Here is a 20,673-nt window from a genome sequence, read left to right as displayed (position 1 = left end):
GCCGTCAGTGCGCCGCCGGTTTCGGGCGGTCGGCCCGGACGAGTTCGCGGGCGTGGCCGATCGCGCCGCGGGTGTCGGGGAAGACCAGGTGGTCCCGGCGCAGGTGTTCGGCGATCCGCAGCGCGTCCAGGACCTGATCGTGGTCCGGCTGGACGCCGGAGAGCAGCACGGTGACGCCGCGTGCCTCCAGGTCGGTGATCGCCTCGCCCAGGACGCCGGCGCCGGTCGCGTCGATCGCGGTCACCCGGGACATCCGCAGGATCACCACCTGGACGCCCTGTACCTCGGACAACCGGGTGACCAGGCGGTGGGCGGCGGGGAAGAACAGGGGTCCGTCGAGGCGGAACACGGCGATGCGGCGGTGCGGGTGCGGGGCGGCGGGTGTGGTCTCGGTCTCGGCTGCGATCTCGGCACCGGTCTCGGGTTCGGTTTCGGTTTCGTCGGCCGGTAGCGGGATCGGTTCCAGGCGGGCCGAGCGGGTCACCTGGCGCAGGGCCAGGACCACGGCGAGGCCGATGCCGATCACCACGGCGGTGACCAGGTCCACCGCGACGGTCACCACGAAGGTGACCGCGAGTACGGCGGCGTCGGCGCGGGTGGAGCGGGCGAGTGCGGTCAGCGTGGACACCTGGACCATCCGCACGCACGTGGCCAGCAGTACGCCGGCCAGGGCGGGCAGCGGGATGTGGGAGACCAGGCCGGCCGCGCTGAAGACGATCACCGCGAGCACCAGGGCGTGGGTGAGCGCGGCGAGCCGCGAGGAGGCGCCGGCGCGGACGTTGACGGCGGTGCGGGCGATGGCCGCCGTGGCCGGGACGCCGCCGAACAGGGGGGTGGCCAGGTTGGCGAGGCCCTGGCCGAAGAGTTCGCGATCGGGGTCGTGCCGTTGGCCGGTGGTCATGCCGTCGGCCACGCTTGCGCAGAGCAGCGATTCGAGGCCGGCCAGGGCGGCCACGGCCAGGGCCGACGGCAGCAGCACGACCAGCATCGACGCGTCGAAGAAGGCCAGGGACGGGGCGGGGAGGCCGTTGGGCAGTGCGCCGATGCGGGCCACGTCGAGGGTGGGCAGTGCCTCGGCCAGGAGGGTCGCGGCGGCCACCGCGAGCAGCGAGAAGGGGACGCCCGGCCGCCAACGGGCGCCGACCAGGAGCAGCGCCGCGACGCCCAGGGCCATCGCCGGCGCGTCGGCGTCGGGATGTTCGAGGAAGCGCACGGTGGCGTGTGCGGCGACCTGCCACACCTTCTCGCCCTCGCCCGCCGCGCCCAACGCGGCCGGTACCTGTTGCAGGGCGATCACCACGGCGATGCCCGCGGTGAAGCCCTCGACGACGGGTAACGGCAGGTACTTCGCGGCCCGGCCCAGGCGCAGTACCGCGACCGCGACCAGCAGCACGCCGGCCAGCAGGCCGACCATCAACACCCCCTCGGTGCCGTGCCGTTGCACGACCGGGACCAGTACCACGGTCATCGCCCCGGTCGGTCCGGACACCTGGAGGTTGGATCCGCCGAACACGGCCGCCAACGCCCCCGCGACCACCGCCGTCACCAGCCCGGCCTGCGCCCCGACCCCCGACGCCACCCCGAACGCCAGTGCCAGTGGCAGGGCGACCACCGCGACGGTGAGGCCCGCCAACAGATCGCGCCCCGGTGCACGACGCACCGCCACCAGATCACCGGGCCCCGGGAACAACCCGGCGACCCGCCCCCATCCCCTGAACAACGTTTGCATCAACGGCCCTGACCTCTCGTCAGCCGAGGCGACCCGTACCCGTCGGGCATGCCGAATCGCCGTACCCCGCACATCGGTTCGTGTGCCGCACACCCCGGCCCAGGCCCGGGTGCCCGGCTGCGGGCACCGTCGAACCGCCCTCACACGTGCGGGCGCGGACCCCCGGAGGGGGTCGTGGAAAGTCGGGTGTCGTGTGATCCGTGTCGTCAGGTGGTCCGCATCCGGCGAACGCGCGAATCGCGGCGCGGCCCCATCGCGGGGGCACACTCGCCTCGGGATCGACCCTAGCAAAAACCGATGATCAAAATAACCGATAGTCCTACATCCATCACGTTACGCACCCAACCGGCACGCTACCGCACCCATCGGACGCATCGAACGACCCTCCGGACGTGCGGCATTGCCCGGGATGCGGCGAATCGTGGATGCGGGCGTGGCGGGGGATGCGGTAGGGGTGGGGCGTGAAGATTCCGGTGATGGTGTCGCGGGCCCGGGTGCGCGGGGAGGAGATACGAGTCGTGCGCCCCGCGCGCGGGTTGGCGCGCGGGGTGGTACTGGATCTCGACGCGTACCTGGGGGCGTATCCGGACCGGGAGGCAGCTGCGGTGATCGGCGGACTGTGGTTGTTGGCGGCCCGTTCGCCCCGATCGTTGATCCACCTGCCGATGCGGGGCAATCCCCCGCCGGCCGGGGCCTTCGGGGAAGGACGGCGGCTCGACGTGGCGTTGGTGCCTCGGGCGATGCAGTTCGCGCCCTCGCGACGGAAGCAGGTGCGGGCGCGGCTGGACGCGGGCCGGCCGCAGACCGTGGAACCGGCGGGAGTCGGCCCGGGCGAGGGGCCCGACATCGACCATCGGGCGCGGCACCACCGGGAGAACCGTGACCTGTTTCGACAACACGTGCACGCGGACACGTTGTTCATGACCGGGACCGCAAAGGTGTTCCGGGAAACCGCCGGACGGCTCCTCGATGTGGCCCGCGAGGGGCCCGGGTTCGTGCCCGGGCACCCCAACCATGGGCATTTTTGCACCGAGTTCCACGGGTTGGACAAAATCCCGGCGCCCGGCGCCCGGGAGATCCACGTGGAGTACTGCACCCGGTGGGCCGCCGCGTCGGGACGGCCCGCCGGGTGGGATCACATGTGCACGGCGGGGGCCGTCTTCGAGGCGGGGGCCGGCGCGCCGGGCCGGAAGAGGACGGCGGTGACGAGCAGGCCGATCGCGAAGAACGCGGCGGACCAGCGATAGGCGGTCGCGTAGCTCTCCAGGGCGGCGTGGGCGAAGGCTTCCGGGCTGGACTGCCGGCCGTCGAGGTAGTCGGATCCCGCCGTGGCGGCCAGTGTGCTCAGCAGCGCGATGCCCACCGAACCACCCACCTGCTGGACGGTGTTGACGGCGGCGGAGGCGACCCCGGCGTCCTCCGCGCGCACGCCGAAGGTGGCCGCGCTCATGCACGGTGCGATCACCAGTCCCACCCCGGCGCCGAAGGCGATCAGGCCGGGCATCAGGTCGCCCGCGTAGCCGCTGTCCAGGTCCAGACGGGTCAGGTAGAGAAGTCCCAGGGCGGCCAGGCCCATTCCGGTCGGCACGATCGGCTTGGGGCCGAATCGGGGGAGCAGTATCACGGTCGCGCTGGTCGCGGTGATCATGATGCCGAACACCATGGGCAGGAACGACAGTCCGGTCCGCACCGGGCTGTAGTGCAGGGTCTGCTGCATGTAGAAGGTCAGGAAGAGGAACATGCCGAACATCCCGGCGCCGGAGATCAGCATGCCCAGCAGTGCGGCACCCCGGTCGCGGTCGACGACCACGCGAAGCGGCAGGAGCGGATTGGCGACGGAGCCCTGGATCCGGACGAAGACGGCCAACAACGCGGCGGCGGCGATCAGGCAGCCGTAGGTGATCGGATCGCTCCAGCCGTCGCTTTCCGCGCGGGAGAAGCCGTAGACGAGCGCGAACAACCCGGCCGAGACGGCCAACGTGCCGGGCAGGTCCAGGCGGGGGCGGTCGGCGGCGGGTTCGTGCCTGCCGAGCAGGAGGAAGCCGCCGACGATCGCGGCACCGGCCAGGATCAGGTTGACGTACAGGCACCAGCGCCAGTCCAGGTGCTGGGTCAGCAGGCCGCCCAGCAGCAGCCCCACGCCACCACCCGCACCGGCCACGGCGCCGAACACGCCGAACGCCTTGGCGCGTTCGCCCGGGTCGGTGAAGGTGGTGGTGAGCAGGGACAGCGCGGCGGGTGCGAGGAGGGCGCCGAACACGCCCTGGAGCGCGCGGGCGGCGACCAGGACCTCGAAGTTGGGCGCGGCGCCACCGGCGGCGGAGGCCAGGGCGAAGCCGAACAGGCCGATCAGGAAGGCGTTTCGGCGACCGAACAGGTCGGCGATCCGGCCGCCGAGCAGGAGCAGGCTGCCGAAGGCGAGGGCGTAGGCGGTGACCACCCATTGGCGGTTGCCGTCGGAGAAGCCCAGGTCCTGCTGGGCGGACGGCAGCGCGATGTTGACGATCGTGGCGTCCAGGACCACGGTGACCTGTGCGAGGGCGATCACCGCGAGGATCAACCAGCGGCGGGGCAGGGCGGCGGGTCCGGTCGGGGTCGGCGATGCGACGGCGGAGGCGGCGGTGCTTTGCGACATGGCGATGCTGCTCCTGTCGATGGGAGGAGACGCGCGTCGGGGCGGCCGGCGGCCGGCGGGTCAGGGCCGGCGCAGCGCCGGGAGCACGACGGCGTCGATGTAGCGGTGCAGGTATTCCTCGTCGGCGACGCAGCCCTCGACCAGCGGTCGGCCGGTCACCGCGCCGATGAGCAGGTGGGCCAGCAGGCCCGACGCAGGGTTGTCCGGGTCGAGTTCGCCGCGCGCGACGGCCCGGGCGAGCACCTGGTCGAGCACCGCGGACTCGGGCTCGACGATGGTTTCCCGTACGGCCAGGCCCAGTTCGGGGTCGTTCAGGATGGCGTGCGCGACACTCGCGAGCAGCGCGGTGTTGGGCGCGGCGCCGTACGCGATCCGGCGCGCGGTCTCGTACAGGTCCTCGTGCAGCGAACCGGTGTCCAGACCGGCCAGGGAGATTCGTTTGTTGTGCCGCAGCGCCGCCGCGACCAGGCGCGGCTTGCTCTGCCACTGGCGGTACAGGGTCGCCTTGCTGGCCTTGGCCCGCGCGGCGACGGCCTCCATGGTCAGGGCGGCATAGCCCGTCTCGCGGAGCAGGTCGACCGTGGCCACGTAGATCTCGGTCTCGCGCTCGGCGGTCAGCCGGGAACGCCGGTTGGTGGTGGCGGAGTCGGTGGTCCCGGCCGAATCGATGTGCATGCGCGCGTACCCCGGTCAGCGAAACGATGGCGTTTCGATAACCGTAGGGCTCGATCAATCGAAACGCAAGCGTTTCGATGCTTGCGGGAGCCGCTCGGCACGTCGGTGGGGAAAGGGGCCGTGCCGAGCGATGGACGCTACGCGTCGTTCGTCGGGGCGACCGCGCGCGAGCGTGGCGAGAAGAGCACGGCGGTCGCCACCGCGGCGAGGGCGAGCAGCACCCCGGTCCACTCGTACACCGGTGCGAGCCGCGCGCCGACCACCGCCGTCGACGGCTTCATCGGATTCGCCCCCCAGTCGCGGGCACCGGTCAGCCGGAACGCGTCCACCGTTGCCCGGGCCGGCACGGACACCCCGATCACGGCACCCGGTACGCACGCCCCGATCGCCGCCCCCATCCCGGCGCCCACCGCCCGGACGCCGTTCACCGCCACGCTCAGACACGGCCCGACCGCCAACCCGGCGCCGAACCCGATCAGGAGCAGCGCCGGAACCACGTTCGTCGGGTACGCGCTGTCCTGGTCCAGCCCGTACAGCGGCACGAAGCCGACACAGCACAGGCCCAGGGCGAGCGGCACCAGCGTCTTGGCGCCGAAGCGGCGAAGCAGCGGGCCGGCCGCGAGCGGCGCGGTGAGCAGCAACGGCAGCACCAGCGGCAACAATCGCGGCCCCACCTGGGCCGCGGTGAGCCCCGGGCCACCGCTGTGCAGGTACACCGCCACGAAGCGCACCGTCCCCAAGGTGGCGGTGCCGCCCACCGCGAGACCGAGCAACGCCGCGCCGCGATCGCGATTCAGCGGTATCCGCGGCGGCAACAACGCGGTGCCCGCGAGCGCCTGCCGCCGGGCGAACACGACCAGCAGTACACCGCCGACGGCCGGGACGAGCCATGTCGTGCCGGACCCGCCGGGCGACTCGATCCGCAGGCAGCCGTACAACACACAGCCCACGCCCGCCGTCGCGGTGAGCGCGCCCGGCAGGTCGAAGCCCGGGATTTGGGCGCGGGCCGGCTCGGGGTGCCGGGCGAACAGCCGCACCACCGCGAGGGCGAGCACGCCGAGCAGGACCGCCTGGGCGACCGGCAGCGCCCGCCGGTTGTCGTCCCCCAGCGCGCCGGTCACGAGCACGGCCAGGCCGCCGCCCGCAGCGGTGACACCGGCGTACAGGCCCAGTGCCCGGTCGCGTTCGGCGCGCTCCGGGCGGGCCGCCAGGAGCAGGGCCGGGCCGGCGGTGAGCACGAGTGCGCCGAAGCCGCCCTGGAGGGCCCGACCGGCGAACAGCGGGCCCCGGCCGCCGACGGTGCCGACCACGAGCGAGGCGCCGGCCAGGCCGATCAGCCCGACGGTGAACATCCGGCGCGGCCCGACGTGATCGGCGAGCCGGCCGGCCGGCAGCAACAGCGCGCCGAGCGCGAGCAGGTGGGCGCGAGCCGCCCAGAGGACGTCGTCCGGATCGATCCGCGGCTCGGCGGCGGGCGGCACCGGGACGGCGTCCGGCAGCGACGCGGCCAGGACGACGCACACCTGGGCGAGCATGACGACGAGCAACAACCACCGGCGGTACGCGCCGGTCGGGCCGACTACGGGGGACGCGGCGGGTGGGCCGACGGTGCGGTCGAGTGCCATGACGCCTTCCGGCTGTGGCCGACAGGACTGGACGAGACGACGCACGACGGTCGCCGGACCGAACCGCGACCGGCCCGGCCGGTGGGCCGGGGCTTCGGACCGTGCGCCGTGCGTCGGGAGCGCTCCGTGCTTCCCCGGTTGCGACGAGTCTCGGCCGCCGTCCGGTTCCCGGCGAGGGATCTGCCCACGATCCGGCCGCCGATTGCCGCGATGGGAGTCCGGATTTATAGGGTGTGCCGCATGACCCCGGGTATACCTGGCAGACGCGTTGTCGACGGCCGCTTCGAGTTGCTGGAGCGGCTCGGTGGTGGCGGCATGGGCCTGGTCTGGCGGGCTCGCGATCTGGCGCTGGAACGCGAGGTGGCGCTCAAGGAGGTCCGGCCGCCCGATCCGGCGCTGTTGGAGGACGACCCGACCGCCGCGCGGATGTTGCGCGAGCGGGTGCTGCGCGAGGCCAGGTCGTTGGCCCGGCTGAATCACCCCAACGTGGTGACGATCCATCACATCGTGGACGCCGCCGAGGTTCCGCACCCGTGGCTGGTGATGGAACTGGTGCCCGGAGGCTCGCTGCACGACCGGCTGATCCACGGCCCGATCGCCCCCGCCGAGGCCGCCGCGATCGGGCGGGGCGTGTTGTCCGCGCTCGACGCCGCGCACGCCGCCGGGATCCACCACCGCGACGTCAAGCCCGGCAACGTGCTGCTGCGCGGCGACGGCAGCCCGGTGTTGACCGACTTCGGCATCGCCGCGCTGCGCGAATCGACCAGCCTGACCGCCACCGGCGACCTGATCGGCTCGCCCGAGTACATCGCACCCGAGCGCATCCGCGGCGAGGAGGACAACACCGCGTCCGACCTGTGGTCGCTCGGGATGATGTTGTACGTCGCGGTGGAGGGGCAACATCCGCTGCGCCGGGCGACCAGCCTGGCCACGCTCGCCGCGGTGCTGACCGAGACGGTGCCGCCGGCGAGCCGCGCCGGCGCGCTGGCCCCGGTCCTGGACGCGTTGCTGGTCCGTGACCCCGCGGCCCGCCCGGACGCGGCGCAACTGGACCGGCTGTTGGCCGAAGCGGCCGGTGCGCCGACCGGGCGGCCCACCTCGCAGCACACCACGTCGGCGCTGCCGGTCGCGGACGCCCTCGCCTGGCAGCCGGCCGACCTCGGCGGCGGTCGCGCGGCGGCGGGCGGACCGGCGACGGGCGGACGGACGGCGGCCGGACGGGCCGAGGACGGCCCGGCCTGGTCGGGCGCGGACCGGGTCGGCCCGCAGACGAACTCCGGTACGGGGCAGGCGTCCTCGACCCCGCCACCACCGTCCGCCCCGCCCTCCTCGCACTACGGCACCCCGTTCACCCCGGCCGAACCCCCGTCACCGGACCTGGCCCGGGCGCGCCGCACCCGGATCATCGCCGGCTCGGCGGTCGGCACCGCCCTGGTCGGCACGTTGGTCGCGGTGATCCTGGTGTCCCAGTTCCGCGACTCGGGCTCGGATGCGGACCACACGTCGGCCGGCGCCGGCAAGCCGGGCACGAGCAGCCCGAGCCCGACCAGGTCGGCGGACCGGCCGGGGATCCCGGTCGACGAGGACGTGGATTCGACCCCGACCCGGCCGTCGGCTTCGCGTACCACCAAGCCCCCGACGGAAGCGGCGAACCTGCTCACCCCGGCCGCCGTCCGCGAAGTGATCACCGCGATGACCCCGACCATCGGGGGCACCAAGGTCAAGAAGTTCACCGTCCACGACAAGTTCGCCTCGGTGGACGCGCCGGTGGCCGGCGACGCCCGCCTGTACGACCGCTTCACCTACCGCGACGGCGCCACCACGAAGGACAAGGGATTCGGGAGCACCGACCGCGACGACAGGACCTTCGACCTCGCGAAGGTCAACTGGGACGCGCTCCCGGCCCTGATCGCCAAGGCCGACAAGGAACTGGGCATCAGCACGCCCAAGACCCGCTACATGATCGTGGACCTCGGGCTGAGCGACCGGGTGCCCGCGCTGAAGATCTACGTGAGCGACGACTACGGGTCCGGCTATCTGCGGGCCGACCTGGACGGCAAGGTCGTCAAGATGTACCCGCGCTGAGCAAACCGCCCACCGCGCGCGATTGCCCACCACGTGCGACCGGCCGGGTCGCGAACGACCCGGCCGGCGCGGATCGTGCTCGAATCAGCGGTCGTAGCAGAGCACTCGCGCCTGGCCCGCCGCCAGGTGCGCGTAGGTCTTGTCCGGGCCGACCCAGTCCTCGCCCCGGTTGACCATCCGCAGCACGACCTTGCCGTCCTTGACCGGCAGGCTCACGCCCTGGATCCAGGCCCCGCGGTGCGAGGTCTGGTCGACGGTGAAAGTGGAACGCACCGGCGCGGAGCTGCTGTCGGTGTCCAGCACCTGGTAGAACGCGGGCTTGCCGGCCGCGTCCCGCCAGGTCGAGCCGCCGGGCACGTACACCTGCACCGAGCAACTCTTGGCCTTGGCACCGGCGTTCCAGGTCCACACGGCGGCGACGGTGGAGTCGTCCTTGGTCTTGGAGCCGGACATCGGGATCGCCCAGAAGTCGTCCCCGCACCCCGCCGTGCCCAGACCGCCGCTGCCGACCTTGTACCAACCCTCCTTGCCGTCGCTGTACTGGCCCTGCACCCGGAACCCGGCGCCCGAGTTCGAGCAACCCAGGCCGGCGTAGCCGTTGTAGACCTGCTGCGGGCCCTGGGCCGGCGCGACCGGCGGCTTGGCGGGGGAGGTCGGCGGCGCGACGGGCGGCCGGCCGGGCGTGCTGCCGGTGGTACCGCCGCTTGCGCCGCCGGTCGTCGGATTGCCCGGGACGGATCCGCCGCCGGGGGTGCCGGTGCCGCCGGGTGTGCCGCCGCCGATCGCGCCGCCGCCGGCGCCCCCGCCGACCGCGCCGCCGCCCCCACCCGCGGCGCCGCCGCCGGAGCCGTTGTTGTACTGCACCGAACCACCGGTGCCGGTGCCCGAACCACCGGCCGGCGGGTAGCCGACCGGGGCGCCGCCGGGTGGGCCCTGCGGGACGGGTGTGCCGTCCGGGCCGACCGGGACTCCCTCGACGGGCGCCGGTTCGGCGCTGCCCGGGGTGCCCCAACCGGCGGGCGTGCCGGGCAGCGCGGCGTTCGCCGCGACGTGCGCGAGATCGCGGCGCGGGTGCGAGGCCGCGCTCGGGGCGGCCAGTAGCGGCACCAGCACGATGACGCCGGTGGTCAGCGCCGCGGCGCCGCCGATCGTGCCCCAGACCCGGGCGCCGGGCACCGGGCCGCGGGCACCGGTGCCGGGCCGGCGGGCGAAGGTGGCCGCGAAGCCGTTCTGGTCGTCGGACGAACCACCGTTGCGTGGGCGGTTGTTGGCGGACACGAGGTCTCCAGGTGTTGGGGGGACGGTGCTCACGCGGTGGCGCCCGCGAGGGACGCGGGCAGATCCGCGACCTCCAGGGCGATCAGTTGCGCCGCGTCGGGGTTGTCGAGTTCGGCGACCCGGCCGGCCTGACGTTCCGTCATCTCCTGGAACGCCTGCCGGGCCGAGCGCCCGTTGCCGAAGCCGCCGCCGCGGGTCATTCCGGCGAACAGGGCGAGCAGTTCGGCGCGTGCGGCGGGGCTCAGTTCGTAGCGGTGCCGCTCCGCCTGGTGCTCGACGATGGCCACGAGCTGCTCGGCGTCGTAGTCCTCGAACAACAGGGTCCGGGTGAACCGGGAGGCCAGGCCCGGGTTGGAGGACACGAATCGGTCCATGTCGTCGGGATAGCCCGCGGCGATCACCACGACGTCGTCGCGGTGATCCTCCATCAGCTTCACCAACGTGGCGATCGCCTCGGAGCCGAAGTCGTTGCCGCCGGCGAGCGGGGAGAGCGAATACGCCTCGTCGATGAACAACACGCCGCCGATCGCCCGGTTGAACGCGGCGGCGGTCTTGGGCCCGGTGTGGCCGACGTACTCGCCGACCAGCGCGCTGCGGTCGACCTCGACCAGGTGGCCGTGGCCGAGCAGGCCGAGCGCCTTGAGCAGCCGGCCGTACAGCCGGGCCACCGTGGTCTTGCCGGTCCCCGGGTTGCCCGCGAAGACCAGATGCCGGCTCAGCGGCGGCGCGGGCAACCCGGCCTCGACCCGGAGCCGGACCGTCTGCATCAGCTTGGCCATCGACGCGACATCGCGCTTGACGCCGTCCAGGCCGACCAGTTCGCCCAACTCGGCGAGCAGGTCGGGCAGGCTCTCCTCGACCACGTCGGGCAGTTCCGGGGCGGGCACACCGGCGCCGACACTCGGCGCGGCGCCCGCGGTGCCGGCGGTCGCGGGCCGCGCGGCGGCGACCCCGCCGAGCGCCGGGTCGCAGTCGTCGAACACCGGCGCGGCCTCCGGCTCGGTGCTCAGCTCCTCGGTGCACTCGCGCACCCGGCAGCGGCGGAACAGCGGATCCGCGCCGCCGCCCACGTGCAGCGCGGCGTAACCGGCGCCGATCACATCGCAGCCGGTGTAGGTGCCGCCGGCCTGCTCGGCGACGTACACGCCGTTCTTGCCAGGCCGTTCGATCCGCAGGCCGTGCACATTCGGCCGGGCGCCGGTCCACACCACCAGGCCCGAGCCGGTGCAGTCCTCGATCGAGCCACCGGCCAAGTCGGCCCGCGAACCCGCGTCGAACACGATGCCCGCGGCCCCCGCGCCGGTGACCCGGTTGCCGGCCAACTCGGCGACGCCCTCGCCGGTGACCTCGATCCCGGTGCGCCCGGCCGCGCGCACCGTGCACCCGGACACTTTCGATCCGGTCGGCGAACCGATCCCGATCCCGGTCGCGGTGTCTGCGACCAGGCAGCCGGAGAGCGCCGCGGAGGACCGGCCGGTGACCGCGATCCCGGTCATCGCCGCGGCCGAGACCGTACAGTCGGTCAGCTCGGCCCGAGCGGTGTCCGCGGTGTGCACGCCGTGTTCGGGGGTGCCCTGGACGCGGCAGTCGGCCAACTTGAGCACGGCGGTGCCGGCGGCGTGGACCGCACCGAAACCGGAGTCGAGGATGCGACAGTCGGTCAGGTCGGCGCCCGCGCCCTCGGTGAGCAACACACCGTTGGTCGCCGACCGGCGCACCGCGCAACCGTGCGCGACCACCCGCGCGGTGCCGTCGAGCACGATGCCGGCCGCGGCGGCGTCCAGGATCCGGCAGTCGGTCAACTCGGCCCTGGCACTGCCGCCGAGCCGAATGCCGGCCGCGCCCGGCGCACTGACCCGACTCTCACCGGCCACCGCCGAGGAGGCGTCCTCCAACAGCAGCCCGACCCGCCCGCAACCGCCCAGCACCGAATCGGTCAGCCGCAACATCGCCCGCCCGCGCAGCCGGATCCCCGAGCCGGAGGTGGCGTCCAGGCGCAGTCGGGCGATGCCCACCCGCGCGCTGCCCGACACCACGATCCCGGTGCCCTCGACGGCGCTCACCTCGACGTCCTCGACCCGGGCCCGCGCGTCCCCGGACACATGCAGACCCGCGAGCCGGGTGCCGGTGATCCGTGTGCCGGTGAGCAGCAGCGCCGAGGTGGTGCCGCCGGCCGTCGGCGGCGCGTCCAGGTCCGGATCGCCGCCGTCCTCCGCGTCCCGATCGGGCCCGCCGCGCACCTCGATCCGACCGCCGGTGACCACGCAGTCGGCCAGGATCAGGCCCGCGCCCGGCCCCACGCTCACCGCCGGCGCCTCGGTGCCCGCCCCGCGCAGACCCAGTCCGCGCACCACGCAGTCCGCCGCCTCGACGGTGACCGCCGGGCCGTCGGCACTCGCGGTCAACACCACCTCGCCGCCGCCGGGCTCGGGACACAGCGTCACCGACCGGGCCAGCACCAGCGATTCGGTGTAGTGGCCCGCCGCGATCAGCACGGTCGCGCCGGGGCCGGCGGCGCGGACCGCGTCCGCGATCCGGCGATGCGTGCCCCGGCCCTTGGCGGCCACCCGGACGGCCGGCGGGGTGGAGCCGCCCGTGTGATGTTCGACGCTCGACATCTGTGCGCTACGCATCCTTCTGCTGGTACCAATCCGGGTTCATTCCCGCGCGCACCTGGGGCAGCAGCCACCCGTTGAACATCTTCTCGCCGATCTTGAAACCGATGTTGAGCAGGAACTCGCTGACGCCCGCGCGGTGGAAGAACCGACCGCCGGCCGCGTTGAGGAAACCGATCCGGGCGAGCGAGACGCTGCCGGTGCTGACCACACCGGACAACGAGGCGATCGCGCCGTCGCCGAACGCCTCCCAGCCGGAGAGCTTGTGGGTGAGGCCGTCGGCGCCCTTGATGCCGAACACGCTCGCGTTGATGCTGCCGTTGACCAACCCGGCCAGCAGGCCGACGCCGGCGTTGTAGTTGAAGTCGTAGATGCCGCTGCGCCAGCGCAACGCGGTCTCGTTGCCCGCCCACTCGTTGGCCCACGTCTTGTCGTGGTTGCCCGGCCGGCGGTTCCAGTGCTTGCCGCCGTCGATGTTGCCGTAGCCGCTCTTGAGGTCGCCGAGCTTGCGGAAGCCGTCCCACTTGTTCTCGTGCACGAAGGCGCCCACGCCGCCCTTGACCACGCCGCCGACGGCCGCGTTCAGCGCCGCCTTCTGCCAGTCGGTCTCGGACAGGCTCTTGCCCTGGGCCCTGGCGTTGATGTCGGCGACGATGATGTTCGCGGTGAACTCGATGGCGAACTCCTGGGCGAACTCCACCGCGAGCTTCTTGCCCAGCACTGTCCCACCGCCCTGGTAGGCGGCCTCGGCCAGGTGGATCGAGCCGGTCGTCGGGATGCCCGGGATGCCGGTCAGCGCGGTGCGGAACTGCGTCGCGTCGATGCCGGTCAGGTGGCCCGTCCACGGCATGCGCTGACCCTCGCGGATGCGCCGCACCCAGCCGCGCACCTCGGTCACCTGGCCGCGGAAGTCGTACTCGCTGCCGACCACCCGCCACCGGTTCAGCGAGTCGGTGGTGATCACCGCGCCGCCGTCGGTACGCCGGGCCAGGAGGTGGCCCTCCCCGTCGTAGCGCCGCCATTGGCCGCGCCACGCGTCCCGTTCCAGGAAGTGCCCGTCGGCGGTGGCCGTTCGGGTGCGCACGGCGGTGCCGTGGTCGAACTCCGTCCAGGTGGCGGTGTTCGGCGAGGTGGCCCCGCCCGGTCCGTACTCGCGCACCCGGGCCGGCGCGTCGGTGATGTGCGGCGGCGTCTCGCGGATCACCAACGTCTCGCCCGGGGTGGTGGGCACGAGCCGGTCGCGGAAGAGCAGGTTCTTGCCGTCGAGCGGGGTCGCCTGCCACGCACCGGCACCCTCGGCCGCCTTCGGGTTCCACCACACCCGTTCGTGGGTGCCCGCGGTCGCCGGCGGCAGGGGATTGCCCGCCCGGTCGAACTTCTGCCACCTCCAGGCGTCGGCACCCGGTGCCTGCCACGCGTCGACATAGCGGCCGCTGTCGAGCATGCGCCGCTCGCGGACCAGGTTGTTTCCCGCGTCGAAGTCCCGGAACGAGTCGTCGAAGGGCAGCTTGGGGTCGTCCGAGCTGCGGAACAACACCCGCTTGCCGGACTCCTGTACCCGACCGGTGTCGTCGAGCCGTTGCCATGTCCAGGTCTTCGCCGTCGACGAGCCGTGCGCGACGATGGTGATCTCGTTGCCCGCGGCGAGCGTCCAGGTGTCCCGGCGGCCGGCCACGTAACCGTGGGCGTCGTACTCGACCCAGTTGCTGCGCGGGTTGGGGGCGACCGGAGTCTGGGGGGCGGCCGTGCCGGGGGCTCCGTGGACGGGCTGCTCCGGCGTGGCGTAGTGGCGGACGTTGCCGTTCTCGAAGCCCTCGCGAACCATCTCCCAGTGGGTGATGGCGCCGTCCGCGTTCGTCACCGGCCGGAGGTCCTGCCAGTTGCGCCCGTCGGGCCCGCCCGGGGTGTCCAGGCGGTAGCCGGTGACGCCGTCCCGGTTCCACGGGGTGGTCCCGGCGGGGGCGTTCGCGTGCGGTGTCACCGAATCGCCGGCCTTGAGCGTCGTTCCGTCGGCCAACTTGGTCTGCGAGCGGGCGAAGGTGCCGTCGGCCAGGGTGTCGAAGGAACTGCCGTCGTCGCCGACGAAGCGCACGCCGTTGCTGTGCGGGACCAGGTTTCCGGTCGCGTCGGGGGCCGATTTCTCCCAGGTGAACACCTGATAGCGGGTGTCCGAGGCGAGGAAGGCGTGATTGCCCGTCGGTTCGGTGCGGTGGTCGCTCAGCCACTTGCGGGCCCAGTTCGGCGGGCGCTGCTCGGAGATCCGGTTCGTGGTGAACGTCGAACCGTCCGCCTTGACCTCGTGCTTGCCGGTCTCCTTGCCCTGCGGCGACAGCTCGTCCCAGGACGCCTTGCGGATGCCGGCGCCGTCCAGCGGGTGTTCGAGGTAGTGCCGGGCGTGGTCGGTCCGGTGCATCGGACCCCACTGCTTCTGGACCAGCTCCCCGGCTTGGGTGCCGGCTCCCGGCCCGTGCCGGTCGCTCCAGCCGCCGTCCCAGTGCGAGGTGCGCGGACCGTTGGCCAACTCGTTGCCGGCGCCGTCGTAGCGGTGCCAGGTCCAGCCGTCGGTGCCCTTGACACCGAGGGTGTGTCCGGCCCGGCCGTCGAACTTCTGGAGGGTGTCCCGGAATTCGCGCACCACGACGAAGTGCTCGTTGACGTCGGTGTAGCCGAAGCCCGACGTGTCGAACTTGCGCGAGCCCTGACCGAGTGGGGTGCCGTCGGCACCCCACTCGATCCATTTGGTGCGATGGCTGAAGGTGCCGAAGCCGCTGAGGTCGGTGCGCCGGAACGCGTCGAGCGTGCTCCCGCCGGGCAACATCCGGCGCTCGAAGATCGTCACCTGGTCGGGCGAACTCGACTTCAGCCGCAGCCCGCCGTTGGCCGCGCCGCTCGTGTCCACGGTGCCGCGCTGGAACTCGTTGCGGGTGAAGGGGTCGCCGGGGGAGTCGGGGTGGAACTCCTGGCGCCAGGTCGGCGTCGGAGTGCTGTGGTCGACGACGTACTGGTGCTTGGTCATCCGACCGTCGTCGAGCACGTTGAAGCCCTCGCGGCTGACCGTGCCGTTCGTGCCGAACTCGTGGAACTCGCCGTGTCGCGGGGTGTTCGGGTGTACGACGTCCACCCGGTAGCCGGTGTGGGTGCCGTCGGCGTCCGTGAGCCGGGTGAGCCGTTGCTCTGCGGGGAGCGGGTTGCCGTGCAGGTCGGTGAGGGTGTCGCCGACCGCGAACGGGCCTTGGCCGGCGCGGCCCAGCCTGGTGCCGTGTTCGAAGGTGTTGTTGGCGGTGTCGTAGCGGAACGAGTGGCCGGTGGCCGGGTCGGTGACGCGGTAGCCGTTGTCGACGACGGTGATGGCGCGGTCGGTGACCCTGGCGCCGTTTGCGTCGGTGAGGACCCGGCCGGCGCCCTCGCCGACCACGAAGCGGGCTTCGCCGGGGCCGCCGACGGCGATGCCGTGTTCGACCACCGCGCCGTTGGCACTGTGCAGGGTGGACTCGCTCGTGCGCGTGTTGATCACCCGGAAGCCCTGGTCGGTGACCGTGGCGGTGTGGTGGGGTATCGGCGCGCCGAGCGTGTCGGTGAGGTGGCGGTGGTCGCCGCTGCCGACCAGGAAGCGGGGTTCGCCGGTGCCGCCCAGGACGATGCCGTGTTCGGCGACCCACCCGTCCGCGGTGTAGCGGGTGCTGTGGGTGCCGCCCGTTTCGGTGACCCGATAGCCGCCGCCGGTGAGCGGGTTGACCTCGACATTGGGGACGTGGGCACCCTGCGCGTTGGTGAGCACGTGGCCGGTTCCGCTGTTCACGATGAAGTGCGGCTCGCCGACGTCGGTCAGGGCCAACCCCCGCTCGACCGCGACGCCGTTGCCGTCGTAGCGGACGGAGTGGCCGGTGGCCGGGTCGGTGACGCGGTAGCCGCCGGTGAGATCGGCCAGGTCGTGGGTGGTGGTCGGCTTGCCGTGTACGTCGGTGAGGACCGGGGGGCGGCCGTCGCGGAAGACCACGAAGTGCGTGTCGCCGGAACCGGTGAGGGCGATGCCGTGTTCGGCGACGGAGCCGTCGGCCCGGTAGCGGGTGGATTGTCCGCTGTTCGGTTCGGTGATGCGGTGGCCGCCGTTGGTGGTGGAGGTGACGTCGACGTCGGTGATCCTGGTGCCGTGCACGTCGGTCAGTACGGGGCCGTGTTCGCCTTGGACGACGAAGTGCGCGTTGTCGGTGCCCTGGAGGGCGATGCCGTGTTCGAGGATGGTTCCGTCGCCGCCGTACCGGATGGAGCGGCCGGTGGTGGTGTCGGTGACGCGGAAACCGTTGTCGAGGGTGGTGACCGCGGTGCCGCTGACGGGCTTGCCGTGGGTGTCCGTCAGCACCGGGTTGCGTCCTTCGCGCGGGACCACGATCCGGGTGTCGCCGAGTCCTTCGAGGGCGATGCCGTGTTCGGCGACGGAGCCGTCGGCCCGGTAGCGGGTGGATTGTCCGCTGTTCGGTTCGGTGATGCGGTGGCCGCCGTTGGTGGTGGAGGTCACCTCGACGTCGGTGATCCTGGTGCCGTGCACGTCGGTCAGTACGGGGCCGTGTTCGCCCCGGACGACGAAGTGCGCGTTGTCGGTGCCGTGCAGGACGATGCCGCGGTCGGCGACCCGGCCGTCCGTGCCGTAGCGGACGGAACTGCCCGTGGCGGGATCGGTGACCCGGTAGCCGCCGTCGAACGAGGCGAAGGTGTGGTCGGTGATCGGCTCGCCGTGGGCGTTGGTAAGCACCGGAGGTCGTGCGTCGCTGTGCACCACGACGTGGGGTGCGATGGTACTGCGAAGGGCGATGCCCCGGTCGACGACGGCCCCGTTGGTGCCGTAGCGGACGGTGTGGCCGCCGGTGGTCTCGGTGACCCGGTAGCCGCCGCCCACCACCGTGACCTCGACGCCGGTGACGGGGGTCCCGTGCACGTCGGTCAAAACCGGCCGGCCGGCGCCGTCGTCGACGATGAACCGGGGCTCGTTCGGCGAGTGCAGCGCGAGGCCCTCGTCGAGGACATGCCCGTCGTTGCCGTACCGGATGGAGCGGCCGGTGGCGGGATCGGTGGTCCGGTACCCGTCGTTCACCGGTATGTGTACGACCGCACCCTCGGGCAAGGTCGCGCCGGGACCGAAGTGCGGGGCGATGTTCGGGTTCGGCGGCACGACACTCCCGGCGGCCGACGTCGGCGGCAGCGTGCCGCCGCTGCTGCCGCCGCCGAGGTCGTGGTGGCTGCCGCCGACCAGTCGCGGGCGCTCCAGCAGGCTTTGCGCCCGGAGTTCGGCCATGCCCTTGTCGATCCGGGCCGGATCCACGCCGAGCGAGTCCAGCCGGGTGAGCGCGGTCTCCACCTTCGTCGAGGCCGTCTCCACCGCGATTCCGGCGTTGCGCTCGTACACGGATGGCGTGGACGGCCCGTCGGGGCGGATTCTCAGGTCGTGCAACACCTGCTGGGCCCGGCCCAGTTCGTTCCGCGCCGAGGTCAGGTCGCGCCATGCCTCGACCCGGTCGGCCCACTGCGGATGGTCGGCCCTGCCGAACAAGGCGCCGATCCGGTCCGACTCGCGCTGCCACAGCTGTTCCAACTGGGCACCGGTGAGCCGGTTGGACGGGCCGGTCAGGCCGTTGCCGGGCGCCGTGGGCGGTGCGACGGCCACCTGGTTCGCGTTCGGCGTGCCGGGGCGCAACTCGGCGCCGCCGCCCGGGCCGTGCGGCGGCGGGACCGGCGGCAGCGCGCCCGCGTCGGCCGGTGAGCCCGAGCGCAGCGGCGTCTTCGGGCCGTGGTCGAGCAGGTTGAGCGCGTTCCCGGCGTGGTCGGGGACCGGCGCCGTCGGCGGCGGGCCGCCCGCGAGCGCGGTCGGGCTCGGTGCGGACGGGTTCGCCGACGAGCCGAACTCGGTCGGCCTGAACTCCACATGCGGGCCGGGGGCGCCGTGGCCGGGCAGACCCGGGCCGGCCAGGCCGTGGTTGGTCAGCCCGTGGTTGGTCAGGCCCGACGTGGTCGGGTTCGGCGCCGGCAGGGCGTGGCCGGCCGCGCCGACGGCGGGCAGACCCGGCGTGGTCAGTCCGTGGTTCAGGCTCGGGTTGACCACGTGCCCGATGCCGGTGGCGCCGCTCGGGAGGTTGCCGGTGAGTGCGGACGGCAGGTTCAGGCGCTGCGTGCCGCCGTTGTGCACCAGGTCGAGCGCGGACAGCGAGGTCGGCGACGGGGTGTGCGTGACGCTCGGGAGCGCGGACGGGGTGGGCAGCGCGTGCACCGCGCCGGCCGCGCCGGTGGTCGGGGAGAGTTGTCCGACCGAGTGGACCGCGTTGAGTTCCAGCCGACCGCTGTTCGCCGGCGTCGGCAGTTTGGCCCAGTCGCCGATCTGCACCATCCGCATGTCCCGCGCGCCCAGGTCCACGAGCGCGTCCATCCGGCGCACCGCGTCCGGGGCGAACTGCATCACCTCGCCCAGGGAGGCGGGGACGTGCAGACCGCCGGGGGAGGTGACGGTCAGGTTCGTCGTCGGCAGGTCGAGCGCGTTCATCCGCAATTCGTTGGCACCGAACCCGGACCAGTCACCGGCCCGGATCCGGGCCAGGTCGCCCACCGGCATCTCGGGCAGCGCGCCCACCCCGTGCAGCGGCGGCGTCGGGATCTGGCTCAGGCCGCGCCCACCCGCGCTCAGCAGCGGCGAGGCGAAGCGGAACTTGCCCAGCACACCGCGCTCGTAGAAGCCGATCTGCAACGCGCGCTTGAGGCCGAACCGGCTGATCTCGGCCGCGTCGACCGGCAGGATCAACCGCAGCCACTTGCTGCCGCCGAGTTCGGACTTGAGGAACTTCCAGGTGCTGCCCGCGGCTCCCTTGATCATGCCGGGCAGGCCGCGGAACAGGGCCGGTATCGCCTTGAAGCCCTGGACCACCGCGAGGCCGCCCTTGGTGAACGCGCCGGCGGCCCACGAGGGGAACTTCAGCACCGCCCCACCCACCCACAGGGCACCCGATTTGACCCAGCCGCCCGCGAGTCGGGCGAAGTCCTTCAGGCCCGGGATGAAGGCGAACGAACGGAACGCGCCCGCGCCGAAAGCACCCTTGAGGGCACCCCACGCGCCCTGGACGAAGCCCTTGAGGCCCTTGTCCCAGATGAACTTCGCGCCGTCCTTGAACAGCTTGAGCAGGTTCAGGCCCTTGGTGGTCGGCGCGATCATCCCCAGGCCCGCCAGGAACAGATCGAGCAGCCCGGCCTTGCCGTTCGCGACGTCCACCGCGGTCTTGACGAACAGGACCAGGTTGATCCCGATCGCGAGCAGGGCCAACGGGCCGCCCAACAGCAGCGCGGGCAGGATCAGGATGATCGCCAGCCAGTTGAACGCCTCCCAGAACAGGTCGCAGCCCGAGACCGGCTGCTTGATCCCGGTCGCCGAGCTGTTGAGCACCTTCGCGGCGGTCTCGGCCTGGGTGCGCAGGATGGTGCCCGCGGCGCGCGCGGTCTTCCCGTGCTCGGCGCGCTGTGGGTCCTCCGGGGCCAGGTCCCGACCGGTGGTCAAGGCCGCGTCTGCGGTCCTTTGTTGCTCTCGCATCGTGTCCGCGTACGGGCGCAGCGCCTTGGCCGAGTTCTCGAACGCGTCGGCGATGCTGGTCACGAACTCGCGGAGCGGGCCGCTGATCTTGTCCCGCAGCGCGTCGGCGGTCTGCCCGACGAAGGCGCCCTTGCCGGTCTTGTCCAGAACCGAGTTCAACGCCTCGTCGATCTCGCGGGCGACCCGCCCCAGGCTCTCCATCGAGGTGATCAGCGTGTCCAGCCGAACGGGGTCGCCCGGGGTGGGATCGGTACTCAGGCCGATCGCGTTCCAGTCGGTGGGGCGATTGCCCATGACCCGTCGTCTCCTCGCCGTGCTCGCCGGACCTCGCCCGGACCACGCCCGGGCCACTCGGTCGGTTCATCGGCCTCGCGTGTCCGTGAGTGCCGACGCCAACTCCCCCGGGGGTGCGTCCACGACGGTTACGCTTCCTCGTCGCAACTCGGCTGCTGTTGCCCGGCGTTCGG

Annotated in this window: 9 protein-coding genes; 2 read left to right on the top strand and 7 right to left on the bottom strand. The window is 72.9% G+C overall.

The window, feature by feature from the left end:
* Nucleotides 1-4: 4 nt before the first annotated feature.
* Nucleotides 5-1,729: a SulP family inorganic anion transporter gene (locus ABZ374_RS21190; protein ID WP_360313235.1), complete on the bottom strand. Its 1,725-nt coding sequence runs from the start codon at nt 1,727-1,729 to the stop codon at nt 5-7.
* A 461-nt stretch (nt 1,730-2,190) separates the two neighbouring features.
* On the opposite strand from ABZ374_RS21190, the gene ABZ374_RS21185 reads away from it, so the two are divergent.
* Nucleotides 2,191-2,976 carry a hypothetical protein gene (locus tag ABZ374_RS21185; protein WP_360313233.1) on the top strand — a complete coding sequence of 262 codons (786 nt, stop codon included), beginning with the start codon at nt 2,191-2,193 and terminating at the stop codon, nt 2,974-2,976.
* Here ABZ374_RS21185 and ABZ374_RS21180 read toward each other — a convergent pair.
* The 3 genes from ABZ374_RS21180 to ABZ374_RS21170 all read right to left on the bottom strand — a co-directional run bounded on the left by ABZ374_RS21180 (nt 2,865) and on the right by ABZ374_RS21170 (nt 6,664).
* Nucleotides 2,865-4,364: an MFS transporter gene (locus tag ABZ374_RS21180; RefSeq protein WP_360313231.1), complete on the bottom strand. Its 1,500-nt coding sequence runs from the start codon at nt 4,362-4,364 to the stop codon at nt 2,865-2,867. The two genes, ABZ374_RS21185 and ABZ374_RS21180, sit on opposite strands and share 112 nt — an antisense overlap.
* Nucleotides 4,365-4,424: 60 nt before the next feature.
* Nucleotides 4,425-5,039, bottom strand: coding sequence for a TetR/AcrR family transcriptional regulator (locus ABZ374_RS21175; protein WP_360313229.1), 615 nt, complete (start codon nt 5,037-5,039; stop codon nt 4,425-4,427).
* A gap of 137 nt (nt 5,040-5,176) precedes the next feature.
* Nucleotides 5,177-6,664 carry an MFS transporter gene (locus ABZ374_RS21170; RefSeq protein ID WP_360313227.1) on the bottom strand — a complete coding sequence of 496 codons (1,488 nt, stop codon included), beginning with the start codon at nt 6,662-6,664 and terminating at the stop codon, nt 5,177-5,179.
* Between the two features lie 240 nt (nt 6,665-6,904).
* Between ABZ374_RS21170 and ABZ374_RS21165 the strand changes: the two genes are divergently transcribed.
* A complete protein-coding gene (locus ABZ374_RS21165) occupies nt 6,905-8,749 on the top strand; it encodes a serine/threonine-protein kinase (protein WP_360313225.1) in 1,845 nt (614 codons plus the stop codon).
* Nucleotides 8,750-8,833: 84 nt separating this feature from the next.
* Here the strand turns inward: ABZ374_RS21165 and ABZ374_RS21160 are convergent, their stop codons facing one another.
* From ABZ374_RS21160 to ABZ374_RS21150, 3 genes are read right to left on the bottom strand one after another with little or no spacing between them, the layout of a single operon-like run.
* Nucleotides 8,834-10,027, bottom strand: a complete 1,194-nt coding sequence (locus ABZ374_RS21160; protein ID WP_360313223.1) for a hypothetical protein — start codon at nt 10,025-10,027, stop codon at nt 8,834-8,836.
* Between the two features lie 29 nt (nt 10,028-10,056).
* Nucleotides 10,057-12,660, bottom strand: a complete 2,604-nt coding sequence (locus ABZ374_RS21155; protein ID WP_360313221.1) for a right-handed parallel beta-helix repeat-containing protein — start codon at nt 12,658-12,660, stop codon at nt 10,057-10,059.
* Complete coding sequence (locus tag ABZ374_RS21150) at nt 12,653-20,500, bottom strand: hypothetical protein (protein WP_360313219.1); 7,848 nt, start codon at nt 20,498-20,500, stop codon at nt 12,653-12,655. The genes ABZ374_RS21155 and ABZ374_RS21150 overlap by 8 nt, the downstream gene beginning before the upstream one ends.
* Nucleotides 20,501-20,673 lie beyond the last annotated feature (173 nt).

This window comes from Embleya sp. NPDC005971 (assembly GCF_040629175.1).
Taxonomy (GTDB): domain Bacteria; phylum Actinomycetota; class Actinomycetes; order Streptomycetales; family Streptomycetaceae; genus Embleya.
Note: the sequence above shows the minus strand (reverse complement) of the source record. Positions and strands in the feature narration are given on the sequence as shown.

Excerpts from the sequence above, each read along its gene's own strand:
- ABZ374_RS21190 (WP_360313235.1), bottom strand. The coding sequence starts at position 1,729 with ATGCAAACGTTGTTCAGGGGATGGGGGCGGGTCGCCGGGTTGTTCCCG.
- ABZ374_RS21180 (WP_360313231.1), bottom strand. The coding sequence starts at position 4,364 with ATGTCGCAAAGCACCGCCGCCTCCGCCGTCGCATCGCCGACCCCGACC.
- ABZ374_RS21175 (WP_360313229.1), bottom strand. The coding sequence starts at position 5,039 with ATGCACATCGATTCGGCCGGGACCACCGACTCCGCCACCACCAACCGG.
- ABZ374_RS21170 (WP_360313227.1), bottom strand. The coding sequence starts at position 6,664 with ATGGCACTCGACCGCACCGTCGGCCCACCCGCCGCGTCCCCCGTAGTC.
- ABZ374_RS21165 (WP_360313225.1), top strand. The coding sequence starts at position 6,905 with ATGACCCCGGGTATACCTGGCAGACGCGTTGTCGACGGCCGCTTCGAG.
- ABZ374_RS21155 (WP_360313221.1), bottom strand. The coding sequence starts at position 12,660 with ATGCGTAGCGCACAGATGTCGAGCGTCGAACATCACACGGGCGGCTCC.
- ABZ374_RS21150 (WP_360313219.1), bottom strand. The coding sequence starts at position 20,500 with ATGGGCAATCGCCCCACCGACTGGAACGCGATCGGCCTGAGTACCGAT.